This window comes from Paenibacillus sp. FSL R5-0923, from assembly GCF_038009145.1.
Lineage (GTDB): Bacteria > Bacillota > Bacilli > Paenibacillales > Paenibacillaceae > Paenibacillus_AQ.
In genome coordinates, this window is the sequence record NZ_JBBPAT010000001.1 from 655,622 (window position 1) to 679,586 (window position 23,965).

General features: G+C 46.3%; 18 protein-coding genes, 1 tRNA gene and 3 rRNA genes. All 22 read right to left on the minus strand.

Annotated elements, in window-relative coordinates:
• Positions 1–119: 119 nt before the first annotated feature.
• A tRNA-Ser gene (locus MKX35_RS02910) sits at positions 120–208 on the minus strand.
• 68 nt (positions 209–276) lie between these two features.
• Positions 277–1,563 carry a serine--tRNA ligase gene (gene serS / locus MKX35_RS02915; RefSeq protein WP_076301054.1) on the minus strand — a complete coding sequence of 429 codons (1,287 nt, stop codon included), beginning with the start codon at positions 1,561–1,563 and terminating at the stop codon, positions 277–279.
• Between the two features lie 73 nt (positions 1,564–1,636).
• On the minus strand, positions 1,637–2,233 hold the full coding sequence (gene pdxT, locus MKX35_RS02920; protein ID WP_076286886.1) for a pyridoxal 5'-phosphate synthase glutaminase subunit PdxT: 597 nt from the start codon (positions 2,231–2,233) through the stop codon (positions 1,637–1,639).
• A gap of 19 nt (positions 2,234–2,252) precedes the next feature.
• Positions 2,253–3,134: a pyridoxal 5'-phosphate synthase lyase subunit PdxS gene (gene pdxS, locus MKX35_RS02925; RefSeq protein WP_042123186.1), complete on the minus strand. Its 882-nt coding sequence runs from the start codon at positions 3,132–3,134 to the stop codon at positions 2,253–2,255.
• 111 nt (positions 3,135–3,245) lie between these two features.
• Positions 3,246–4,592: a D-alanyl-D-alanine carboxypeptidase family protein gene (locus MKX35_RS02930; RefSeq protein ID WP_076301057.1), complete on the minus strand. Its 1,347-nt coding sequence runs from the start codon at positions 4,590–4,592 to the stop codon at positions 3,246–3,248.
• Positions 4,593–4,753: 161 nt separating this feature from the next.
• Positions 4,754–6,211 carry an IMP dehydrogenase gene (gene guaB / locus MKX35_RS02935; protein ID WP_076286885.1) on the minus strand — a complete coding sequence of 486 codons (1,458 nt, stop codon included), beginning with the start codon at positions 6,209–6,211 and terminating at the stop codon, positions 4,754–4,756.
• A 431-nt stretch (positions 6,212–6,642) separates the two neighbouring features.
• Positions 6,643–6,759, minus strand: a 5S ribosomal RNA gene (gene rrf / locus MKX35_RS02940).
• A 130-nt stretch (positions 6,760–6,889) separates the two neighbouring features.
• Positions 6,890–9,818 (minus strand): 23S ribosomal RNA (locus MKX35_RS02945).
• 264 nt (positions 9,819–10,082) lie between these two features.
• Positions 10,083–11,640 (minus strand): 16S ribosomal RNA (locus tag MKX35_RS02950).
• Together the 16S, 23S and 5S rRNA genes form the textbook arrangement of a ribosomal RNA operon.
• A 406-nt stretch (positions 11,641–12,046) precedes the next feature.
• Positions 12,047–13,567, minus strand: a complete 1,521-nt coding sequence (lysS, locus tag MKX35_RS02955; protein WP_179085871.1) for a lysine--tRNA ligase — start codon at positions 13,565–13,567, stop codon at positions 12,047–12,049.
• Between the two features lie 156 nt (positions 13,568–13,723).
• Positions 13,724–14,203, minus strand: a complete 480-nt coding sequence (gene greA, locus MKX35_RS02960) for a transcription elongation factor GreA (protein WP_042183910.1) — start codon at positions 14,201–14,203, stop codon at positions 13,724–13,726.
• A 201-nt stretch (positions 14,204–14,404) separates the two neighbouring features.
• A complete protein-coding gene (gene dusB / locus MKX35_RS02965; RefSeq protein WP_076300985.1) occupies positions 14,405–15,421 on the minus strand; it encodes a tRNA dihydrouridine synthase DusB in 1,017 nt (338 codons plus the stop codon).
• A 40-nt stretch (positions 15,422–15,461) separates the two neighbouring features.
• Positions 15,462–15,671, minus strand: a complete 210-nt coding sequence (locus MKX35_RS02970; RefSeq protein ID WP_076286863.1) for a helix-turn-helix domain-containing protein — start codon at positions 15,669–15,671, stop codon at positions 15,462–15,464.
• Complete coding sequence (gene folK, locus MKX35_RS02975; RefSeq protein WP_076286864.1) at positions 15,623–16,174, minus strand: 2-amino-4-hydroxy-6-hydroxymethyldihydropteridine diphosphokinase; 552 nt, start codon at positions 16,172–16,174, stop codon at positions 15,623–15,625. Before folK ends, MKX35_RS02970 begins: the two co-directional genes overlap by 49 nt.
• Positions 16,175–16,185: 11 nt before the next feature.
• The gene (gene folB / locus MKX35_RS02980; protein ID WP_042183904.1) at positions 16,186–16,548 is read right to left on the minus strand and encodes a dihydroneopterin aldolase; all 363 of its coding nucleotides are present in this window, start codon (positions 16,546–16,548) and stop codon (positions 16,186–16,188) included.
• 30 nt (positions 16,549–16,578) lie between these two features.
• The gene (gene folP / locus MKX35_RS02985) at positions 16,579–17,436 is read right to left on the minus strand and encodes a dihydropteroate synthase (RefSeq protein WP_076300984.1); all 858 of its coding nucleotides are present in this window, start codon (positions 17,434–17,436) and stop codon (positions 16,579–16,581) included.
• Complete coding sequence (locus MKX35_RS02990) at positions 17,433–18,314, minus strand: aminotransferase class IV (protein ID WP_076300983.1); 882 nt, start codon at positions 18,312–18,314, stop codon at positions 17,433–17,435. Before MKX35_RS02990 ends, folP begins: the two co-directional genes overlap by 4 nt.
• Positions 18,311–18,892, minus strand: a complete 582-nt coding sequence (pabA, locus tag MKX35_RS02995) for an aminodeoxychorismate/anthranilate synthase component II (protein ID WP_042123170.1) — start codon at positions 18,890–18,892, stop codon at positions 18,311–18,313. The genes MKX35_RS02990 and pabA overlap by 4 nt, the downstream gene beginning before the upstream one ends.
• Positions 18,889–20,496, minus strand: a complete 1,608-nt coding sequence (locus MKX35_RS03000; protein WP_076300982.1) for an anthranilate synthase component I family protein — start codon at positions 20,494–20,496, stop codon at positions 18,889–18,891. Before MKX35_RS03000 ends, pabA begins: the two co-directional genes overlap by 4 nt.
• Positions 20,497–20,984: 488 nt before the next feature.
• Positions 20,985–21,923, minus strand: a complete 939-nt coding sequence (cysK, locus tag MKX35_RS03005) for a cysteine synthase A (protein WP_042123166.1) — start codon at positions 21,921–21,923, stop codon at positions 20,985–20,987.
• Positions 21,924–22,097: 174 nt separating this feature from the next.
• The gene (locus tag MKX35_RS03010) at positions 22,098–23,042 is read right to left on the minus strand and encodes a peptidylprolyl isomerase (RefSeq protein ID WP_081383084.1); all 945 of its coding nucleotides are present in this window, start codon (positions 23,040–23,042) and stop codon (positions 22,098–22,100) included.
• Between the two features lie 8 nt (positions 23,043–23,050).
• Entirely contained in the window at positions 23,051–23,935 is an 885-nt protein-coding gene (gene hslO / locus MKX35_RS03015; protein ID WP_076300980.1) for an Hsp33 family molecular chaperone HslO, read from the minus strand.
• Positions 23,936–23,965: the final 30 nt, after the last annotated feature.

Genomic DNA, 23,965 nt, shown 5'->3' on the forward strand with positions numbered 1-23,965 from the left:
CTCAATGGAACTAGGTTCATCAAACAATAACTAAAACTGTACCAGTTCAAGCACAACAAAAAAACCGCCTCCAAAGGAGACGGTTTCTATCTGCTTATTTCTTAAAGTTCATAAAGGAATGGCGGAGAGGATGGGATTCGAACCCATGTGGGCTTGCACCCTAACGGTTTTCAAGACCGCCCCGTTATGACCGCTTCGGTACCTCTCCAAATGCATATAAATTTCACATGCATTAGTAATTGTACCATATGGTGCGAAGAAAAAGCAACTATTTTCTTAAATAGTTTTAGGTTGGATCGATTTTACATTGCGCATATACGGTTGTAGACATTCCGGAATCAGAACACTACCATCCTCTTGCTGATAATTCTCAAGAATTGCTGCAACAGTACGCCCAACAGCCAAAGCAGATCCGTTCAGTGTATGAACAAATTCAGGTTTGGATTTCGGATCTTTACGGAAACGAATATTTGCCCGACGCGCTTGGAAGTCCTCCGTATTTGAGCAAGAAGAGATCTCACGGTACATTCCACTCTCAGGCAGCCATACTTCCAAATCGTACGTCTTAGCCGATGTAAAGCCCATATCAGCTGTACATAGCCCAAGTACGCGATATGGCAATCCAAGAAGCTGCAGCACACGCTCAGCATCTGCTGTCATTTTTTCTAACTCCTCATAAGAGGATTCAGGTGTAGTAAGCTTCACCAGCTCTACCTTGTTGAATTGATGCTGACGGATCAGACCGCGAGTATCACGGCCAGCTGAACCCGCCTCAGAACGGAAACAAGAGCTGTATGCTACATGATACTTAGGTAGATCTGCTGCTGTCAAAATCTCTTCGCGATAGTAGTTGGTCACAGGTACTTCCGCTGTAGGAATCAAATAGTATTCAGTGTCACGTAACTTAAACAGATCTTCCTCAAACTTAGGAAGTTGCCCCGTTCCGTACAAGCTGTCTTTATTCACAATGTAAGGCGGCAGCATTTCTTCATAGTTATGCTCACCACTGTGCAGATCCATCATAAAGTTAATAAGCGCCCGCTCTAAACGTGCTCCCAGTCCTTTATAAAAAACAAACCGAGATCCCGTAACCTTCGCTGCAGCTTCAAAATCAATAATATCGAGCTGCTGCGCAAGCTCCCAATGTGATTTCGGAGTAAATCCGAATTCTTTTGGCTCCGACCAGCGACGCAATTCAACGTTATCATCCTCAGATTTACCAACTGGAACTGAATCATGAGGAATATTCGGAATACTCATAGTAAGTTCAGCAATCTGAACTTCCAATTCACGCACTTCGTCATCAAGCTCTTTAATTCGGTCAGATACCGTACGCATTTCTGCAATTAGGTCATCTGCTGGCTCACCATTCTTCTTCTTCTTCGCTACTTCACCAGAAACCGTATTACGACGGTTCTTAAGACCTTCTGTTTCTTGCAGTAATTCACGTCTGCGTAGATCAAGTTGTGGAAAATCAGCAATTAAATCCAGTGATTTACCCCGTTTCTCTAAGGCTTGTTCAACTCGAGCGTAATCACTGCGTAATACTTTTACGTCTAACACAAAGTTTCCCTCCTGAAAACAGCCTAAACTCTTTCAAATTGCTGCTTACAGCTTTGAAAGAGTCAGGATGTTCTTATATGCGATTCTGTTGTTGCACTTGCCTAGTAGCCTCTACCATATCAGCAAAATATTGATGCAGTCTGAAATCATCGGTCAATTCTGGATGAAAAGAAGACACCAGCAGGTTACCCTCCCGTGCAGTTACAATCTCATCATTATAGACTGTAAGCACTTCTACACCGGGGCCTACCTCGTTGATAAGCGGTGCACGTATAAAAACAGCACGAACCGGCTCATCAATTCCTTTAACCTCCAGATCACATTCAAAGCTTTCCCGTTGACGACCGAATGCATTCCGAGCCACCGTAATATCCATTAGCTCCAAATGCCCTGGTTCGCCGCCGGCAATTTGTTTGGCCAGAACAATCATACCCGCGCATGTTCCAAAAATCGGCTTGCCCTGATTGGAGAAATCACGTATGGCTTCGATGAAGCCATATTTTCGCATCAGTTTACCGATCGTTGTACTCTCACCACCAGGAATAATTAGGCCATCAACCTCCTCAAGCTGCTCTACTCGCTTGATAGGTACGCCCACTGCTCCGGTCTTCTCTATACTAACAATATGCTCCGTAACTGCGCCTTGAAGCGCCAGCACTCCTATTTTCATCCGGGCAACCTTCTCTCTATTAACGGCCACGCTCCGACATACGTTCAGCCGGGGTTAGAGTTGCAATATCAATCCCCTTCATTGGTGCGCCAAGGTTCTTAGATACTTCTGCAATCAGTTTGTAATCAGTATAGTGTGTAGTGGCTTCAACGATCGCACGGGCAAATTTCTCAGGGTTGTCCGATTTAAAAATACCTGAGCCTACAAACACACCATCCGCACCTAGATGCATCATCAGGGCAGCATCGGCAGGAGTTGCTACACCGCCAGCAGCAAAGTTAACAACCGGCAGCTTACCAAGCTCATGCACTTCAAGCAGTAGCTCGTAAGGAACTCCCAGGTTCTTAGCTTCATTATATAGCTCATCCTTGGACAAATTAGTTACTTTGCGGATTTGACTATTGATAAAGCGCATATGACGCACTGCTTCAACAATATTTCCTGTTCCTGGTTCACCTTTCGTACGGATCATGGATGCACCTTCGTTAATACGTCTCAAGGCTTCACCCAAGTCTTTAGCTCCACATACGAACGGAACAGTGAACTCACGTTTATTAATATGGAAAACTTCATCAGCAGGAGTAAGAACTTCACTCTCATCCAAATAGTCGACACCCAAGGATTCCAGAACCTTTGCTTCTACGTAATGGCCAATACGAGCCTTAGCCATAACAGGGATACTTACCACTTTGATAACTTCTTCTACAATTGTAGGATCGGCCATCCGTGCTACACCGCCAGCTGCGCGAATATCAGAAGGCACGCGTTCCAATGCCATAACAGCTACTGCACCCGCAGCCTCAGCAATTTTTGCTTGTTCTGCATTCATGACGTCCATAATGACGCCGCCTTTTTGCATTTCTGCCATGCCTCTTTTAACTCGCGATGTTCCAGTTTCCATGTCCTAGCCCCCCGAATGATCTATCTTAATCTAACTTGTAATTTTACCCCAATGAAGGGAAATATACAATCCACTTACTCGGATTTAACGCAATTTTCGATGCTAAATTCATTAGAACAAGTTCTTGATCCCTGTAAATAAATCGCCGAAGAAATCTCCAATGGCTCTAAGGAATAAACTGAACCAACCGGCTTTCTCCGCTTCTTCAGCAGTAATCAGATTAACTGTCTTCTGCTGAACATCAGACATGCCTTCAACTTGGTAGGAATAAGTAACCTTACCCACTTTAGCAGATTGTTCTATAGGAGCAACTAAGGTTGCTGGATCATTTATTTCAACAGTTGTTTTAATTTGAGGGGAGGTTGTTCCCTTAGGGACGATAAACGAAACAGCTTCATCCGTAACTACAGACACCTTTTTATTTTTCCCTTTAAGAACTGGCACGGTTTCGTTGCCGGCTATCACTGCTTTAGGGGCCACGACCTGTTTGATTTCAAAATTATTAAATCCGAAATCAAGTACTTTCTTCGTCTCTGTAAAACGGTGTGGCTCTGTATTAGCCCCCATTACTACACTTATCAGACGCATGCCATCACGAACAGCTGTACCTGCAAAACAATATTTTGCTCTAGCGGTATGGCCTGTTTTCAAACCATCCAATCCCTCATAAGCATAAGCCTTAAAATTCTGGATACTCTTGTTAGCTTCCAACATCCAGTTAAAGTTAATCATTGGTGCGGTATCACGTTCACGGAACTTATACGACTGAACCGTTGTAAATCTATTAAAATCAGGATGATCAGTAACGATATATTTGGCAAGAATAGCAGCATCCATCGCTGACATTACGTTTTCTTTCTTATCAGTTGAGCGGTACTTCTTAGGCATGTCAGCTTTGTCTAATCCAGTAGAATTAACAAAATAGGCAGTTTTCATCCCCATCTTCTGGGCAGTCTGATTCATTAGCTCTACGAATTCCAATTCTGATCCGGAAACTAGTTCTGCCAAAGCTACTGTAGCATCATTTGCAGATCCGACAGCCATTGCTATGTACAGCTCTTCAACCGTATGCTCGTCATTTTCCGCTAGAAAAATACGTGATCCAACCTGTTTAGACGCATTTTCCCCTACTATGACTTTTTGATCCCATGAAAGCTGTCCAGTCTTCACCGCTTCTGCTACAAGATACTCTGTCATCATCTTAGTCATACTAGCTGGAGGCAAAGCCTCATCTGCATTCATAGATAAAAGAATTTCACCTGTTGTTGGTTCTATTAGAACCGCTGATTTCAAATTTAGACCCAGTGATTCCACAGAAGGGATCTTTACTGCTTTCTGAGTCGTCTGAGTTGCAGTACCAGCTTGTATTGTCGTTGTCGTACCTTCCTCAGCGAATGCCGGAAGTGGAGTGGAAACTAACATATTTAAAAGTAGACCTACTGTGACTGTCTTAATCATAAATTGCTTACCGTTAAATTTCTGTTTGTGCTTCAATGATTACTACTCTCCTTTAAACCTCATATCAATAGCTTGTTCTATTCTAACACAGGGGTACACGCAAAAAAAGACAGACAGGACGAAATAGTCCTGTCTGTCCAAAAAATAGTCTTTCTAGTCCATTACACGGAATAATTTGGCGCTTCTTTCGTAATTTGCACATCATGTGGATGGCTTTCGCGAAGTCCAGCACTTGTGATGCGAATGAAAGAAGTGTCATTCCGAAGTTCTTCGAGTGACTTGGTCCCACAGTAGCCCATACCCGAACGCAGTCCGCCAATCAATTGATGAACGGTATCCGAAAGAGGCCCTTTAAAAGCGATACGACCCTCAATTCCTTCAGGAACAAGCTTCTTATCGTCATCCTGGAAATAACGATCCTTACTACCTTGTTTCATGGCACTCATACTGCCCATACCACGATATACTTTAAATTTACGGCCTTGATAAAGCTCCGATTCTCCTGGGCTTTCTTCTGTACCCGCAAACATACTTCCCATCATTACTGCATGAGCACCAGCGGCAATAGCCTTAGTGATTTCACCGGAATACTTGATTCCACCGTCAGCGATGATAGGAACTCCGTACTCACGAGCAACCGTTGCACAATCATAAATGGCTGTAACCTGCGGAACACCGATACCAGCGATAACTCGTGTTGTACAGATAGATCCAGGTCCAATACCTACTTTAACTACAGAAGCTCCAGCTTCAATAAGTTCACGGGTTGCTTCACCTGTAGCCACGTTACCAGCAACAATCGTAAGATCAGGATACAACTCACGAATTTGGCGAACCGCTTCAATAATATTAATGTGGTGACCATGTGCAGAATCGACGACGATCAAATCGACACCTGATTTCACTAACGCTGCAGTACGCTCGAATGTATCTTTAGAGATACCAACAGCTGCTCCAACCAGTAAGCGACCCTGTGCATCTTTCGCTCCGTTAGGGAACTGAATCGCCTTCTCAATATCTTTAATTGTGATTAGGCCCTTAAGAACGTTATTCTCGTCCACCAGCGGCAATTTCTCAATTTTATGACGTTGTAAGATGCCTTCTGCTTCTTGAAGTGTCGTACCTACAGCAGCAGTCACGAGATTCTCATGTGTCATAACTTCTTTGATTGGAATATTAAAGTCATGAATAAAACGTAAATCTCTATTAGTTAGAATACCGACCAGTTTGTTGTCAGTGTCTACAATCGGTACTCCGGAAATACGATATTTACCCATCAGCAGTTCAGCATCGGATACCAGATGTTCTGCTGAAAGAGAGAATGGGTTAGTAATAACTCCGCTCTCGGAACGTTTTACACGATCCACTTCTTCCGCTTGCTGCTCTACAGGCATATTCTTGTGAATAATCCCGATACCACCCTCACGAGCAATAGCAATGGCCATAGCCGCTTCTGTGACTGTGTCCATACCTGCACTCATAAGTGGGATGTTCAACTTCACATTCTTACTTAGAACTGTAGTCAAATCTACTTCCTTCGGCAGTACCTCAGATTTACGCGGAACCAGCAGCACATCATCAAAAGTCAGACCTTCTTTACCAAACTTATCTTTCCACACCTGGGTCATTCCTCCTCGGTTGTTTTTAAATTATACCCGCCTACAAACTTTATAAAAGAAGAACCTTCGACTTTAAGTCCATACACGACAGACAACTCTGTACATCTGGAAGTTGAACAAGTTCATGTCTTCAATTTAGGTTTGAGATGCTTATCCAAAAATATATTATTGCCATCTTAGCAAAGGGCATTTGGACTGTCAAGAACATTACATCATCAGAGTAGGTATTCAAAAAACGACTCCCACGTAAGCGAATTATTGGACTATTGTCCGCACAGAGTGGACATTTAGAGGTGAATTTATACAATCCACCATACCCATCACCAATGCTTACACCTATCTCTAATGTAGTATCTCAAAATAAACCCTAATGAATTCTTCAATAATACAACAAAAAGACCACTGTCGATTACTCAACAGTGGTCTTGCGTGCTTGGCAACGTCCTACTCTCCCAGGACCCTTCGGTCCAAGTACCATCGGCGCTGGAGGGCTTAACGGTCGTGTTCGGGATGGGTACGTGTGGAACCCCTCCGCTATCGCCACCAAACATGCGTCTGTGAAACAGACGCTGCCGCGTGAAATTTCGTTCATCACCAGAAGTGAGAATGAATTTCTAAGCGTGTTACAGGCTTGAGTCGCCTGAAAACTGAATCCGAATTGAATTTGCGTTCTAAGTATAGGATAAGCCCTCGACCGATTAGTATTGGTCAGCTCCATGCATTACTGCACTTCCACCTCCAACCTATCTACCTCGTCGTCTTCAAGGGGTCTTACTAATTGGGAAATCTCATCTTGAGGGGGGCTTCACGCTTAGATGCTTTCAGCGCTTATCCCGTCCGTACGTAGCTACCCAGCCATGCTTCTGGCGAAACAACTGGTGCACCAGCGGTACGTCCATCCCGGTCCTCTCGTACTAAGGACAGCTCCTCTCAAATTTCCTGCGCCCACGACAGATAGGGACCGAACTGTCTCACGACGTTCTGAACCCAGCTCGCGTACCGCTTTAATGGGCGAACAGCCCAACCCTTGGGACCTACTTCAGCCCCAGGATGCGATGAGCCGACATCGAGGTGCCAAACCTCCCCGTCGATGTGGACTCTTGGGGGAGATAAGCCTGTTATCCCCAGGGTAGCTTTTATCCGTTGAGCGATGGCCCTTCCATGCGGTACCACCGGATCACTAAGTCCGACTTTCGTCCCTGCTCGACTTGTAGGTCTCGCAGTCAAGCTCCCTTATGCCTTTGCACTCTTCGAATGATTTCCAACCATTCTGAGGGAACCTTGGAACGCCTCCGTTACTCTTTAGGAGGCGACCGCCCCAGTCAAACTGCCCGCCTGACACGGTCCCCGTACCCGGTAAGGGTACTAGGTTAGAACCTAGATACGATCAGGGTGGTATCCCAACGGCGCCTCCACCGAAGCTTGCGCTCCGATTTCTACGGCTCCCACCTATCCTGTACAGATCGTACCCAAATTCAATATCAAGCTGCAGTAAAGCTCCATGGGGTCTTTCCGTCTTGTCGCGGGTAACCTGCATCTTCACAGGTATTAAAATTTCACCGGATCTCTCGTTGAGACAGCGCCCAAGTCGTTACGCCATTCGTGCGGGTCAGAATTTACCTGACAAGGAATTTCGCTACCTTAGGACCGTTATAGTTACGGCCGCCGTTTACTGGGGCTTCGGTTCATAGCTTCGGGTTACCCCTAACCACTCCCCTTAACCTTCCAGCACCGGGCAGGCGTCAGCCCGTATACTTCGCCTTGCGGCTTCGCACAGACCTGTGTTTTTGCTAAACAGTCGCTTGGGCCTTTTCACTGCGGCCCCCTCGTGCTATTCACACTACCGGGGCACCCCTTCTCCCGAAGTTACGGGGTCATTTTGCCGAGTTCCTTAACGAGAGTTCTTCCGCGCGCCTTAGAATTCTCTTCTCGCCTACCTGTGTCGGTTTGCGGTACGGGCACCTTCTCCTGGCTAGAGGCTTTTCTTGGCAGTGTGAGATCATGACCTTCGCTACTGTAATTTTCGCTCCCCATCACAGCCCAGCCTTAATGATGTGCGGATTTGCCTACACATCAGCCTCACTGCTTAGACGGACATATCCATCAGTCCGCGTCACTACCCTCCTGCGTCACCCCATCGCTCATAGCGGATTACGGTGGTACAGTAATTTCAAACTGTTGTCCTTCGACTACGCCTTTCGGCCTCGCCTTAGGTCCCGACTTACCCTGAGCGGACGAGCCTTCCTCAGGAAACCTTGGGCTTTCGGCGGATCAGATTCTCACTGATCTTTTCGTTACTCATACCGGCATTCTCACTTGTATGCTGTCCAGCGCTCCTTACGGTACACCTTCAACCCACATACAACGCTCCCCTACCCCAGATACATACGTATCTAGCCATAGCTTCGGTGGTGTGTTTAGCCCCGTTACATTTTCGGCGCAGAGTCACTCGACCAGTGAGCTATTACGCACTCTTTCAATGGTGGCTGCTTCTAAGCCAACATCCTGGTTGTCTGTGCAACTCCACATCCTTTCCCACTTAACACACACTTGGGGACCTTAGCTGATGGTCTGGGCTGTTTCCCTTTTGACAATGGATCTTAGCACTCACTGTCTGACTCCCGGCAATAAGTATATGGCATTCGGAGTTTGACTGAGCTTGGTAATCCTTGCGGACCCCGCACCCAATCAGTGCTCTACCTCCACTACTCTTATACCGAGGCTAGCCCTAAAGCTATTTCGGGGAGAACCAGCTATCTCCGAGTTCGATTGGAATTTCTCCGCTACCCCCACCTCATCCCCGCATTTTTCAACATGCGTGGGTTCGGGCCTCCAGTGCGTGTTACCGCACCTTCACCCTGGACAGGGGTAGATCACACGGTTTCGGGTCTACGTCCACATACTCAATCGCCCTATTCAGACTCGCTTTCGCTGCGGCTCCGTCTTCTCGACTTAACCTTGCATGTTAAACGTAACTCGCCGGTTCATTCTACAAAAGGCACGCCATCACCCATTAATAGGGCTCTGACTTTTTGTAAGCACACGGTTTCAGGTTCTATTTCACTCCCCTTCCGGGGTGCTTTTCACCTTTCCCTCACGGTACTGTTTCACTATCGGTCGCCAGGTAGTATTTAGCCTTAGCAGATGGTCCTGCTGGATTCATACGGGGTTTCACGTGCCCCGCACTACTCGGGATCCGTCTCGGAGAGAACACAGTTTAGGTTACAGGGCTTTTACCTCTATCGCGGGCCTTTCCAGACCTCTTCGCCTACCATATTCCTTTGTAACTCCATGTGAGACGTCCCACAACCCCTAAGAGCAAGCTCTTAGGTTTAGGCTGTTCCGCGTTCGCTCGCCGCTACTGACGGAATCACTATTGTTTTCTCTTCCTCAGGGTACTTAGATGTTTCAGTTCCCCTGGTCTGCCTCTACATCTCCTATGTGTTCAGAGATGAGTAACTGCGAATTACCACAGCTGGGTTTCCCCATTCGGACACCCCCGGATCAAAGCTTGCTTACAGCTCCCCGAGGCAGTTTCGTTGTTCGCCACGTCCTTCGTCGGCTCCTGGCGCCTAGGCATCCTCCGTGTGCTCTTATTAGCTTAACCTTGATTTTTCCGCAGGAAAATATCATACAATGACATTCTCTTTGGAATCATCTCACTAATAACATTTACTTGTTTGCACAAGTTGCTAAAAGATGTTCTAAAACGCAAATTCGTTTCGGTATCCAGTTTTCAAGGATCAAGTTTAAAGATGAGAGCTTAAACTCTCAAAACTGAGCAACGAGTGAGTAACAGGCCTAAACCTGAGATTTTGGAAGTTTAACTTCCGATTTGAATGTCTTCATTGCAGAAGACGATTCTCCATAGAAAGGAGGTGATCCAGCCGCACCTTCCGATACGGCTACCTTGTTACGACTTCACCCCAATCATCTACCCCACCTTCGGCGGCTGGCTCCCTTGCGGGTTACCCCACCGACTTCGGGTGTTGTAAACTCTCGTGGTGTGACGGGCGGTGTGTACAAGACCCGGGAACGTATTCACCGCGGCATGCTGATCCGCGATTACTAGCAATTCCGACTTCATGCAGGCGAGTTGCAGCCTGCAATCCGAACTGAGACCGGCTTTGATGGGATTGGCTTCACCTCGCGGCTTCGCTTCCCGTTGTACCGGCCATTGTAGTACGTGTGTAGCCCAGGTCATAAGGGGCATGATGATTTGACGTCATCCCCACCTTCCTCCGGTTTGTCACCGGCAGTCACTCTAGAGTGCCCAACATTACTTGCTGGCAACTAAAGTTAAGGGTTGCGCTCGTTGCGGGACTTAACCCAACATCTCACGACACGAGCTGACGACAACCATGCACCACCTGTCTCCTCTGTCCCGAAGGCCGCCACTATCTCTAGTGGATTCAGAGGGATGTCAAGACCTGGTAAGGTTCTTCGCGTTGCTTCGAATTAAACCACATACTCCACTGCTTGTGCGGGTCCCCGTCAATTCCTTTGAGTTTCAGTCTTGCGACCGTACTCCCCAGGCGGAGTGCTTACTGTGTTAACTTCGGCACCAAGGGTATCGAAACCCCTAACACCTAGCACTCATCGTTTACGGCGTGGACTACCAGGGTATCTAATCCTGTTTGCTCCCCACGCTTTCGCGCCTCAGCGTCAGTTACAGCCCAGAAAGTCGCCTTCGCCACTGGTGTTCCTCCACATATCTACGCATTTCACCGCTACACGTGGAATTCCACTTTCCTCTTCTGTACTCAAGTCACCCAGTTTCCAGTGCGACCTCAGGTTGAGCCCAAGGTTTAAACACCAGACTTAAATGACCGCCTGCGCGCGCTTTACGCCCAATAATTCCGGACAACGCTTGCCCCCTACGTATTACCGCGGCTGCTGGCACGTAGTTAGCCGGGGCTTTCTTCTCAGGTACCGTCACTCCGATAGCAGTTACTCTACCGGACGTTCTTCCCTGGCAACAGAGCTTTACGATCCGAAAACCTTCATCACTCACGCGGCGTTGCTCCGTCAGACTTTCGTCCATTGCGGAAGATTCCCTACTGCTGCCTCCCGTAGGAGTCTGGGCCGTGTCTCAGTCCCAGTGTGGCCGTTCACCCTCTCAGGTCGGCTACGCATCGTCGCCTTGGTGGGCCGTTACCCCACCAACTAGCTAATGCGCCGCAGGCCCATCCCTCAGTGACAGATTGCTCCGTCTTTCATTCTTTCTTCAGGAGAAAAAAGAAATTATCCGGTATTAGCTACCGTTTCCGGTAGTTATCCCAGTCTAAGGGGCAGGTTGCCTACGTGTTACTCACCCGTCCGCCGCTAAGTTATTTTGAAAGCAAGCTTTCAAAATAACTCCGCTCGACTTGCATGTATTAGGCACGCCGCCAGCGTTCGTCCTGAGCCAGGATCAAACTCTCCAATTAGTATTGAAAAGAGCGATATGCTCATTTTGAAACATCTGACGAGAAAATTAATTCTCTAATTTTGGATTTCACTTTCGTGATTTCCTACTCACTCGTTGTTCAGTTTTCAAAGATCAAGTTCTCGTTGGCGCCGTTTAATGTCTCAGCAGCAACTCTTATACTATATCATGTTCAGCCGTTTAATGTCAAGCTCTTTTTTTATTTCTTTTTCGAGCTCGGCATGTGTGTTTCTCGGCCAGAAATAGAATATATCATGTATAGAGATTCATTGCAACACTTTTTTTCAAACAAATTAGTATTAAGCTATATATCCTCATAACGATACCAGAATCTTTACCTTCTGATCAACAGTAGCCAAGGAGAACCGCCGCTAGACAGCTCCCCTGTGCTCATTGTTGTATAAATACTATTCGTTTGTACGGTTGCGCATATGCGGGAATAGCAGTACGTCACGAATAGATGCAGAATTGGTAAGCAACATGATCAAACGGTCTACACCGATTCCCAGTCCACCTGTAGGAGGCATACCATATTCCAAAGCACGGATAAAGTCATCGTCCATTTCATGGGCTTCGTCATTACCTTGCTCTTTCTCCTGGATTTGCGCTTCAAAGCGTTGACGCTGGTCGATCGGATCATTCAATTCACTAAATGCATTCGCATGTTCACGACCCACAATAAACAATTCAAAACGATCGGTGAAGCGTGGATCCTCATCGTTTTTCTTCGCGAGTGGTGAGATTTCAACCGGATGTCCCATTACAAAGGTAGGCTGAATCAGAGTTTCCTCTACAAATTGCTCGAAGAAAGCATTAAGGATATGACCGAAAGACATGTGCTTCTCTACAGGTACACGGTGCTCTTTTGCCAGAGCCTGTGCTTCCTCATCTGTCATATGAACACTGAAATCAACACCGGTTACTTCTTTAACGGCATCAACCATAGTTACACGACGCCATCCTGGTGACAGATCTACCGGCTTGCCTTGATAGTCGACCTGTTGAGTTCCTAATACCTCTTGGGCAATATGAGCGATCATATTCTCCGTAAGGTTCATGATGTCCTTGTAATCAGCATAAGCTTCATACAGCTCAATCATAGTAAACTCAGGATTGTGACGAGTCGAAATTCCTTCATTACGGTATACACGACCGATTTCGTATACTTTTTCCAGTCCACCAACAATAAGACGTTTCAAATGAAGCTCAATAGCAATACGCATATAAAGCTGCATTTCAAGCGTGTTGTGGTAAGTAATGAACGGACGCGCTGCAGCTCCACCGGCAATCGCATGAAGTGTAGGTGTCTCAACTTCAAGATAGCCAAGTGAATCCAAATAACGTCGCATAGATTGAATGATTCTTGAACGAGCAATAAAGGTCTGTTGAACTTCCGGATTAATAATCAAATCAACATAGCGCTGACGGTAACGCAGCTCTACATCTTTAAGACCATGATATTTCTCAGGAAGCGGCAACAAGGACTTGGACAAGACTTCGAGATTATGCACTTTGATGGAGGTCTCGCCTGTTTTGGTTTTGAATACTGTTCCGCGAACGCCGATAATGTCTCCTAGATCGAGAACATTGAACGCTGCGTATTGCGTTTCAGGAATGCTGTCTTGACGAACATAAAGCTGAATTCTTCCACTGAGATCTTGGATATGCGCAAAACTGGCTTTACCCATAACACGTTTTGCCATAATGCGACCCGCTATGCTGACTTCAACAGATAGCTCGTCCAATTCTTCTTTAGAAAGTCCATCATACTTCGATACTAGGTCGCCAGCGTTAGCTGTACGCTCATACTTTTTACCGAAAGGATCGATACCAAGTCCTCTTAGCTCGTCCAATTTGGCACGGCGGATTTGCAAAAGCTCACTAAGTTCGTTCTCTGCATTCTCCACATTATTCATTTCCTCGGTCATGCTATTCATCCCCTTGCAGATATAAATCCCTTATATTTTGAAAAAAAGCTTCCCTAAGGAAGCTTTCCCAAACAATGTTCCCTTATCTGCCTGCGTACAACAAAACTACTTATACATTCGGCAGCACATCTATTTACAGACTATAAGATCTGTACACTACTTCATTCTGATATCGAGAATTTTATATTGAATAACGCCTGCAGGTGTATTAACGTCAACAATCGTGCCTATTTTCTTGCCGATGATGGCTTTGCCTACTGGACTTTCGTTGGAGATCTTATTATTCAGTGGATCGGACTCCGCTGTACCTACGATCGTGTATTCCATAGTGTCACCATATTCCAAATCTTCAACACTTACAGTAACACCGATACTTACCACATCAGTAACGATCTCGTCGCTATTAATGATGCGCGCGTTGCGAAGCATCTTCTCCAAGGTGATAACGCGTCCTTCGATAAAAGCCTGCTCATTCTTCGCGTCTTCATACTCCGAGTTCTCACTGATATCTCCGTAGCCAATCGCTACCTTAATCCGTTCAGCAACCTCGCGGCGTTTCACAGATTTGAGGAATTCCAGCTCATCTTCCAGACGCTTTAGCCCGTCCGGCGTAAGGATGACTTCTTTATCGCTCATCTCAACCGATTCTCCTGTCGTATACATTTATTGAAAACACCATACTATATGCTAATCTAGGAGGATAAGAACCCTCCCTGCTGCATTGCTCTTACTGTAACGGCGATTTTATACTGTGAAATTATATTGGAACCGCTACAAAATGTCAATGACACCACATATAAAGTAGGATGTGTTCAAAAAGCGTAAGGAAAACAACGTTTATACTGCGGAAGCAGACATTTCATTACCCTTATTCTCTTCTTCATGCTTTAGTTGAACGACAAAATCATTCAAAATCTTCACCATTCCATCACGTTCTGTCTCTAACATGAGCACATCCTTTACTCGTGCAGCAGACTTCAGGCCTTTTAAATACCAAGCCATATGCTTACGCATCTCCCGAACGGCTACTGCTTCTCCCTTAAGTGCAACCAGCCGATCCATATGAAGAATGGCAACCTTAATCTTCTCATCCAATCCAGGTTCAGGCATCAGTTCCCCGGTGCTTAAATACTGAATCGTACGGTACAGCATCCATGGGTTACCTAGCGCACCGCGCCCGATCATCACGCCATCACAACCGGTCTGATCAAGCATAGCCCGAGCATCTTCAGGTGTATTCACATCACCATTGCCTATAACCGGAATGGAGACCGCTTCTTTTGCCATCTTGATATAATTCCAATCCGCACGCCCCGTATAGAGTTGCTCCCGTGTTCGTCCATGTACACTGACAGCCTTGCCACCGGCACGTTCTACTGCACGTGCATTATCTTCGACAAAAATATGCTCGCTATCCCAGCCAATCCGCATTTTCACGGTTACGGGTTTATCAACAACATCGACAACCGCAGAGACCATTTCATAGATTTTGTCGGGATTCAAAAGCCAGCGGGCTCCTGCATCACATTTAGTTACTTTAGGCACTGGGCATCCCATATTGATATCGATAATATCAGCATTGGTTTCTTTATCAACTACTTTAGCTGCTTGCACCAGTGATTCTCTATCCCCGCCAAAAATCTGCAAACTAAGCGGTTTCTCCCGTTCATCTACAAATAACATTTCGCGAGTACGCGTATTTCCGTGAATAATAGCCTTGTCGCTCACCATTTCCGCACAGACTAAACCTGTACCAAACTCTTTAGCGATTAGACGAAAGGCCGGATTGCACACCCCAGCCATAGGTGCCAGAACAACTTGATTTTTCATCTCAATGTCGCCAATCTTCAGCATTCGTATCACTTCCATTATTCCTATTTAAATTGCTTAAAAATTATGAGTCAGGGTTTACCAATTCTTCGGTTGTAACCCCTAGGACATTCGCAATTTTATCTAAAATTTGATCTTCCAAACGTCTATTGCCCCTCTCGACTGCGCCAAGCACAGCCAAGGAAATCCCAGTGAGATCCGCAAGTTCCTGCTGAGTATAGCCTTTTAGCTTGCGGAATGCCCTGACCCTCCGTCCCATACGCTTGTTGTCCACAACCGAATTCCTTCCTTCCCGTCTATGTCTTGAAGCGCTGCTGTAATCAACTTGCGGAGTCCGGAAGACTGTTCATTCTGTGGAACGATATCACTGAGCGGAAGCATTACAAATGCACGCTCAAACATACGCGGATGCGGTAACGTTAAATGCGGAGTATCAAGTGTCTGGCCCTCTACCCACAATAAATCTAGATCTACCGTTCTCGGTCCATAGCGAATATCCCGGATACGACCCAGTTGCGTTTCGATCCCCAGCATTACTTCCAGCAAGGTCTCTGGCGCAAGCGTCGTGCGCAAAGCTGCTGCCATATTAAGAAACTGCGGCTGATCTAAATAACCTACTGGCTCTGTCTCGTAGACTTTGGAGCAGCGAACTACCGATATTTCATCATGATTATTCAGTCTGTTCAAAGCCTCTGACAGCGTGCCCTCACGGTCGCCCAAATTAGCCCCTAAAGCAATATAAGCCTCTGATTCTTCAGAGGTGGAATGTATATTCATGGACTTTGTTCTCACTTTCTAGTTCTGCGCAGCTCCACAGTCACTCCCTGAAAATGAATGTCGAATGGCGGATGCGGTTTAGTTACCTTTACCGTTACTGCATTGATAACAGTATAAGTGTCCAGTACGGAGGATGCAATATATTCTGCCAGAGCTTCAATTAACTTAAAGGACTTTATTTCGACAATGTTTTTGACCAGTTCATGCACTTCAGCATAGTTTACGGTTTGGTTCAAATCATCGTTCTGGCCCGCTCCCTGTAGATCAAGTTCCAGCTCCAAATCAATGTAAAAACGTTGGCCCAGCTTACGCTCTTCTTCAAACACACCATGATATCCGTAATATTCCATTCGATGCAGTGTCATTTTATCCATCTTTAAACCCGCCCTTTTTATAAAATATCTTTATTCACGCACCAATGGAGGTGCAGCATACAACATCGCATCACACATCTTAACCGTTCGTTTTATTAGGGACACATCATGCACTCGTACGATCTGGCAGCCCTGAGCAATACCAAAGGCTACTGTAGCTGCGGTACCTTCCACAACATCATCAGCGGGCAAATCAAGTACGGTCCGGATGAATTTTTTGCGTGAAGTCGCCAGTAACAGTGGATAGCCAAACTCAGTCAACCCGTCCAAAAGCATCATCGCCTGCAAATTTTCATTAAAATCCTTCGCAAAGCCGATCCCTGGATCCAAGATGATATTGGCCGGCTTCACTCCTGCGGCTAAAGCAAGATCAATACTTTCCTTAAGGTCTGCCGACATATCCGCACTTAGATTCGTATAATCACGGTCCTGCCGGTTATGCATCAAAATAATGGGACAGTCCGCAGCAGCTGCCACTGCCGCCATTTCCGGATCAGCTTTACAGCCCCATATATCATTAATGATATGGGCACCAGCAGCAATAGCTTGGCGTGCCACTTCAGCTTTATAGGTATCTATAGATAACGGAATATGCGGTGCCGCTCGATGAATACTCTCGATGACAGGCAATACACGAGCTAATTCCTCTTCAAGCCCCACTGGTTTATGACCAGGACGGGTAGATTCTCCACCAATATCTATAATATCAGCACCGTCTGCGGCCATTTGTAGCGCATGTTCTACTGCTTTGTCCGGATCATCCCAAAGTCCTCCATCTGAAAAAGAATCCGGGGTTACATTCAGGATGCCCATAATCAGCGTTCGCTTTCCCAATTCCAAATCAGTATTTCCACAGCGGTATGTCCGCTTGAATATGGCTGGTCTCATTTCGATATTCCCGTCCTTTCTCTATAGAATGAAATCAAATCCGAAGTCATTCTGCCGCAAAGGCCATCGCCTACGGTAAATTTTTTATCTTTTTCCCAAAGCGTTGTGACCGGGACAATTTCTTGTACGGAATTAGTAAGAAATACTTCGTCGGCTATTTTTAACTGCTCCCAATGATATGCGCCCTCTTCTACCCTAATCCCAGCACTACGAGCCAGCTCCATTACCATTTCCCGGGTAATTCCCGGTAGAATCCCAGCTGAGATATCTGGAGTGTGGAGAATATTGTTTTTTATAAAAAAGATGTTACTGACAATGCCCTCTGCTATGATCTCTTGTGCAGTCAACATCAGTCCTTCAGCACCATTCGCCGCAGAGGCATAGCCCCTAAGCTCACGCTTGGCCAAAATATTATTCATATAATGCAGAGACTTGAATCGCACTGCTCCCTCCGGAGTGTTACGCCTTAAGGACAACAATTGCAGGTCTTTGCCTTCGCTATATATCTTTTCGGATACTTTCGGCAGCGCTTTGATGTACAGCAAATGATTGGGTTCGCAATAGTCGCCCGCAGGTAATCCGAGAATATCCTCACCAGCGGTCACGGTATAGCGTATATAAGCTTCTTTTAATTCATTTTTGTCCATAACACGCTGGATCCACTCCTGCAGTTGTTCAACATCCTGCGCAAATGGAATACCAAGCTCCTTGCAGCCCTCTGCCATACGCTTCAAATGACGCTCCAGCAGAAAAGGCACTCCCCCATACGTCCGAAAGGTCTCGAACAATCCTATGCCGTATAAAAAACCGTGATCCAGGGCGGAAACCACGGCTTGTCTTGCATCAATGACACCATTGTTAAATCCTATATATTTCATGCCGTTTCTCCGGCTCTCCGTTTCAAGAAATTACGCAGCATCGTATGACCATGATCCGTAATAATCGATTCCGGATGGAATTGCACACCTTCGATAGGGTATTCTTTATGGCGCAGTGCCATAATCTCCCCTTCTTCGGTCTCCGCTGTAATCTCCAGACAATCCGGCAGACTCTCGCGCTCTACAATCAAAGAATGATATCTCGTTGCCGTAAAAGGAGACTCCAGACCTTCAAAAACCGACGTGCCCTTATGATGAATCGGGGATGTCTTTCCATGCATCAAACGCTCTGCACGAATAACATTTCCACCAAATGCTTGGCCTATCGCCTGATGCCCAAGGCATACGCCGAAGATCGGAATAATACCTTTGAAATGATGTAACAATTCCAAACTGATCCCCGCTTCATTAGGTGTACATGGTCCTGGAGAAATTAAAATATGATCGGGAGCCATTTTTTCAATCTCTTCAATGGTAATTTCATCGTTGCGGTGTACTTTAACCTCTTCCCCAAGTTCACCCAAATACTGTACGAGGTTATACGTAAAGGAATCATAATTATCGATGACCAAGATCACAGTGTTTCTCCCCCTTCGGCGCCGCTGGTAGTTTGGGATTCCTGCTGTAACTCACTACAGAGTACTGCCTTCACTACCGCTTTGGCTTTATTATGGCATTCACGGTATTCACGGTATGGATCAGAGTCGATCACGATGCCCGCACCTGTCTGAATATATCCGACCCCATCCTTTACAGCCAGTGTTCTAATAATAATATTTAATTCCATATTTCCGTTATAGTCAATAAAGCCCATGGATCCTGTATACGGCCCACGCCGAACCGGCTCCAGCTCTTCAATGATTTCCATTGTTCTTACTTTGGGCGCGCCTGTAATCGTTCCCCCTGGGAACAATGCTGCGATTACAGCATAAGCATCCTTATCCGGTGCGACCTGGCCCTCTACCTGCGAAACGAGATGCATCACATGAGAGTAGCGCTCCACCGTCATCAGCTCAGGCACGCTGACGGATCCATATGCAGCGACACGCCCGATGTCGTTGCGCTCCAGATCGACAAGCATAATATGCTCGGCGATCTCCTTTTCGCTCCCGCGAAGCTCCGCCTCCATGGCGGCATCCTCCGCGGGAGTCAGGCCTCGCCGCCGGGTGCCGGCGATTGGCCGTGCGCTCACTTTGTCCCCGTGCAGCTTGACGAGCAGCTCCGGTGAAGCGCTGGATAGCGCGAAGCCGGGCGACCGCAAGAGCCCCATGTACGGGGACGGATTGAGCTTGCGCAGCCATTCGTAAACATCCTCCGGCGAGGACTTCAGCTGCGCCTCCTGGCGCAGCGAGAGGTTCACTTGAAATACATCGCCTTGGCGGATGTATTCCTGAACGTCCAGCACGGCCTGCTGGAACTTCTCAGGCGAGAAGGCCGAGGTCATACCCGGCCACTCTCCTGAGGAATCTGTGAGGGCCTCAATGCTACCTTTGACCTCTTCGTTCAATCCCGAAGCAGCGGATACCAACTGCCACTGCTCTACCATTCGTCCAGCCTGTTCTATAGCACCGAGATAAAGGTTCTGCAAATCCTCCATCCCACATTCTGCTGGAACCGGGACGTGAACAGCACAATAAAGCACATGCTCTTCGTGATCATAAATCCATACCTCATCCATCCTCATAAAGAGATAATCAGGAAAACCGGGATCATCTTGTGCGAGAGACGGTAAACGCTCCAATGAGCGAACCACATCGTAACCTAGAAATCCAATACATCCACCGGTAAATGGAGGAATGCCCTGAACGTTTAGACTTGGCGAGGTGAAGCCTGACATCCACTGCTGTAGCAGCTCTAGCGGCTGACCTATCAGCGTTGTAGTCTCATGTGAACCCTCATCGGCTGTATGACCCAATGATTCGGGAGAAAGGCTAAACACCTCAGCGCCTTCTCCCTTGCCTTTTAATATTGATACAGGATTTAAACCTAAGTACGTATAGCGGCCACCCTTGCCACTCTCCAACACTACGGAGTATTCGGAAGCTAGTTCCCAGGCCTTCTTCCAGGATGCGGGCAATTCCCCCGAGCACTTGGGTGATTTTATAATCAAGGGGAACATGCTCCAGTCTTCAGCTGCCCATTGTTCCCACTCATTCCATGTCGTTATGATTTCCAAAGCCATCCTCCTAAAAGTTTTATGGAGCCATTACATCGTAGACATCACTTCGCAATAAAACTCGCTTCGTAAGCATTTGCTTAAGTTTTGTCTAGCATAATCCTACAGTTTAATCTTCGGGACAAAACTTACTTCGTAAGCATTTGCTTAGTTTTATGAAGCCATTACATCGTAGACATCACCTCGCAATAAAACTTACTTCGTAAGCATTTGCTTAGTTTTATCTAGCAATTACTTATTATTAATCATCAGTAGTATATTGCCTGTCAGTATACTGTACTTAAGGCATTATTGAAAAGCCCCCAGCTATAGGAAATTAATATGGCTTTTGAGTCTTCGGTAAAAACCTTAGCATTTTTCAAAAATATAAAATTAACACGTCTAGGGTGTAGTATATCCACAGAACCTTTTGCCCATATAATCAACGAAAAGAGTCTCCATCACCACCAGAAAAGTGGTATGAAGACTCTTATAAATTACGTTATTGCAAACAATTACGCTTCGAAATTGTAAAGTGGTGTACTCAGGTAACGTTCACCATTACTTGGGATGATGACAACTACCTTCTTGCCAGGACCGAGGTCTTTAGCAACCTTAAGTGCTGCAAATACTGCTGCACCGGAAGAAATCCCAGACAAGACGCCTTCTTCTTTAGCTACACGGCGTGCAGTTTCGAATGCTTCATCGTTCTCAACATGGATGATCTCATCATAAATGTCCTGGTTCAGGATTTCAGGAATGAAGTTTGCTCCGATACCCTGAATTTTGTGAGGGCCTGGTTTGCCTCCTGCCAAGATTGGAGAAGCAGCAGGTTCCACAGCATAGATCTTCACGTCAGGATATTTGCTCTTCAGCACTTCACCCGCACCCGTGATCGTTCCACCTGTTCCGATACCTGCAATAAAAGCATCCAGAGGGCCTCCGATGGACTCAATAGCTTCAACGATTTCAGGTCCAGTGGTCTCACGGTGGATCTTCACGTTCGCTTTATTCTTGAATTGCTCCGATGGGAAATAGCTTGGGTTCTCTTTCAGAATTTCTTCCGCTTTCTTAACCGCACCATTCATGCCTTCCGATCCTGGAGTCAGAACCAATTCTGCTCCGTATGCACGAAGTAGATTACGGCGTTCCAAGCTCATGGTTTCCGGCATTACGATAACTGCCTTATAGCCTTTAGCCGCAGCCACAAGTGCCAAGCCAATACCAGTGTTACCACTAGTTGCTTCTACAATTGTACCTCCAGGCTTCAGTAGACCTTCACGTTCAGCTTCTTCAACGATGCTGATTGCGATACGGTCTTTTACGCTTGATCCCGGATTCTGATATTCCAATTTCAAATAAATATCTGCGGAGCCTTCCTGTGCCAGACGATTCAAACGAACGAGCGGAGTACCTCCGATCAATTCTGTTACGTTGTTAACGACTTTAGCCATGAGCAAAAACCTCCTTAGAATGATAAATGCGATATAAGAACGTAAATTGTGACTTTACTCTTCTGTATGTGTGTCCCTATTATGCAATAATAACTGCTATAAAGGGGTATAGATATTGGACCACCGTTAGTTATTTCCGACTAAAACGGTAGGTTTTACGTTAATATCATATTATCAATCTTGCAGGCTGTTGTCAATATTTATTGCCACATCATATTTCGTGCGCAAATCACTCTCCACTTGCTGTAGAGGGGGTGCTTGCTCCAACGCCAGCTCTTGACGTATCAGCGCCCGAATTTCCTTTTGGTCCGGAATATTTTGTGTGTGAATACTCTCTAGTCGAATGATAGCGAATTCGTCCTCCGCCTGAATCGGCCCCGCTATATCACCCTCATCCAAACTAGCAGCGGTCTTAAGCAGCCCCTCAGGCCAAAAAGGATCGTCTTCCTCTACTTTACCCAAACGGCCTCCTTGCTGCCGACTCTCTGTATCAATGGAAACTTCCCTAGCTAAATCAGCAAAATTCTCGCCCTGTTCCAAGCGATCCATTACTTGCTCGCCTTCATCATAAGATGAAACCTTAATCATGGAGAGTTCCAATTCCCTTTTGGGAGTGAAACGCTCCGTGTTTTGGTCTAAATAAGTATCGATATCAGCTTCCTTAATCGTAATACCATCAGTGGCTATTGCTTGTAAGGTCAGACGATAAGCCGTTTCTGCGAACACTTCCTGACGAGATAATCCCAGCTGAGACTGCATTTGTGCATAATACTGTTCTTCCGATCCGTATCCAACCATAGTTCGTGCAAGTTCTTGCTCAACCTCATCGTCGGTCACGGTAATCCCTAGAGCCTTTGCTTCCATCTCCACAACAATATGATTGATCATTCCAACCAGCACTTCGTGGCCATGCTTTTTTTTGAGCTCATCCATCCACTGCTTATCTGTTATCGGTTGTCCGCCTGCAGTCGCTGCATCCGGTGTTTCGTTTTCTGTTGTATCCCCTTTTAGAAGAGCCATGGCGCGTAAGCTCCAGAACAATAGGCCCCCGAGCATTAAAGTTGCGACAGCCAGAATAACAACCGTATTGCGAAGTGCACGTTCCTGTCTCGTCATCATCCCATGCCCTACGATTTCGCTTGTTCTAAAATGACCTGTAATTCGTCCTTATTAAAAACATAAGCCTCGTTGCAAAAATGACATACAACTTCAGCCTGCTCATCTTCTTCAATTAATCTCTCCAGTTCATCTTGCCCTAAGCTAACCAATGTCTGCTCTACCCGCTCACGCGAACACTGACAAGCAAAGTTAATATCCAGTTCATCCATAACTACCGCATCCGGCAAAAGAAAACGCAGCATTTCTTCTGGCTCTAGACCCTGATCAAGAAGTGTTGTCACGGAAGGCATAGCCCCTAGAGCTTTTTCGATCTCCGTAATCTCCGCATCCGTCAGTCCTGGAAGAAGCTGTACGATAAACCCTCCGGCTACAATCACTGACTCATCGGTATCCACTAATACACCTAAGCCAACTGCAGCTGGGGTTTGTTCAGAAACAGCGAAATAATAAGTGAAATCTTCCGCAAGTTCTCCGGAGATGATAGGAATACTACCTCGATAAGGTTCCTTCAAACCTAAATCCTTTATAATATCAATGAACCCTTCAGTTCCTACGGCTCCAGCAACATCCAATTTGCCCATACTATTGCTAGGTAAGTGAATGTGAGGATGGTGTACATAACCGCACACTTCTCCCAACGCATTGGACTCCGCAACGATTTGCCCGATCGGTCCATCCCCTTTGACCATGATACATAGCTTCTCTCTTCCTTTGAGCATAGCGCCCATCATGGCTGCAGCGGTAACTGTACGTCCAAGTGCGGCTGTAGCCGTTGGATACGTATCGTGTCTGCGCCGCAATTCCTCGACCAATTCTGTTGTGCGGACAGCAAACGCTCTCACTTTACCATTCATAGCCGTTCCACGGATAAGTCGATCCTTCTTTTTTTCCATTGGGTGCATAGCCCTCCTATCTCTTCGCCC

Bases quoted from the DNA above. Each gene is read 5' to 3' on its own strand.
- cysK (WP_042123166.1), bottom strand. From the start codon at position 21,923: ATGGCTAAAGTCGTTAACAACGTAACAGAATTGATCGGAGGTACTCCG.
- pdxT (WP_076286886.1), bottom strand. From the start codon at position 2,233: ATGAAAATAGGAGTGCTGGCGCTTCAAGGCGCAGTTACGGAGCATATT.
- pdxS (WP_042123186.1), bottom strand. From the start codon at position 3,134: ATGGAAACTGGAACATCGCGAGTTAAAAGAGGCATGGCAGAAATGCAA.
- MKX35_RS03010 (WP_081383084.1), bottom strand. From the start codon at position 23,042: ATGATGACGAGACAGGAACGTGCACTTCGCAATACGGTTGTTATTCTG.
- MKX35_RS02990 (WP_076300983.1), bottom strand. From the start codon at position 18,314: ATGAAATATATAGGATTTAACAATGGTGTCATTGATGCAAGACAAGCC.
- MKX35_RS03000 (WP_076300982.1), bottom strand. From the start codon at position 20,496: ATGGCTTTGGAAATCATAACGACATGGAATGAGTGGGAACAATGGGCA.
- hslO (WP_076300980.1), bottom strand. From the start codon at position 23,935: ATGGAAAAAAAGAAGGATCGACTTATCCGTGGAACGGCTATGAATGGT.
- folB (WP_042183904.1), bottom strand. From the start codon at position 16,548: ATGGATAAAATGACACTGCATCGAATGGAATATTACGGATATCATGGT.
- MKX35_RS02930 (WP_076301057.1), bottom strand. From the start codon at position 4,592: ATGATTAAGACAGTCACAGTAGGTCTACTTTTAAATATGTTAGTTTCC.
- dusB (WP_076300985.1), bottom strand. From the start codon at position 15,421: ATGCTGAAGATTGGCGACATTGAGATGAAAAATCAAGTTGTTCTGGCA.
- greA (WP_042183910.1), bottom strand. From the start codon at position 14,203: ATGAGCGATAAAGAAGTCATCCTTACGCCGGACGGGCTAAAGCGTCTG.
- folP (WP_076300984.1), bottom strand. From the start codon at position 17,436: ATGAGACCAGCCATATTCAAGCGGACATACCGCTGTGGAAATACTGAT.
- folK (WP_076286864.1), bottom strand. From the start codon at position 16,174: ATGAATATACATTCCACCTCTGAAGAATCAGAGGCTTATATTGCTTTA.
- lysS (WP_179085871.1), bottom strand. From the start codon at position 13,567: ATGACCGAGGAAATGAATAATGTGGAGAATGCAGAGAACGAACTTAGT.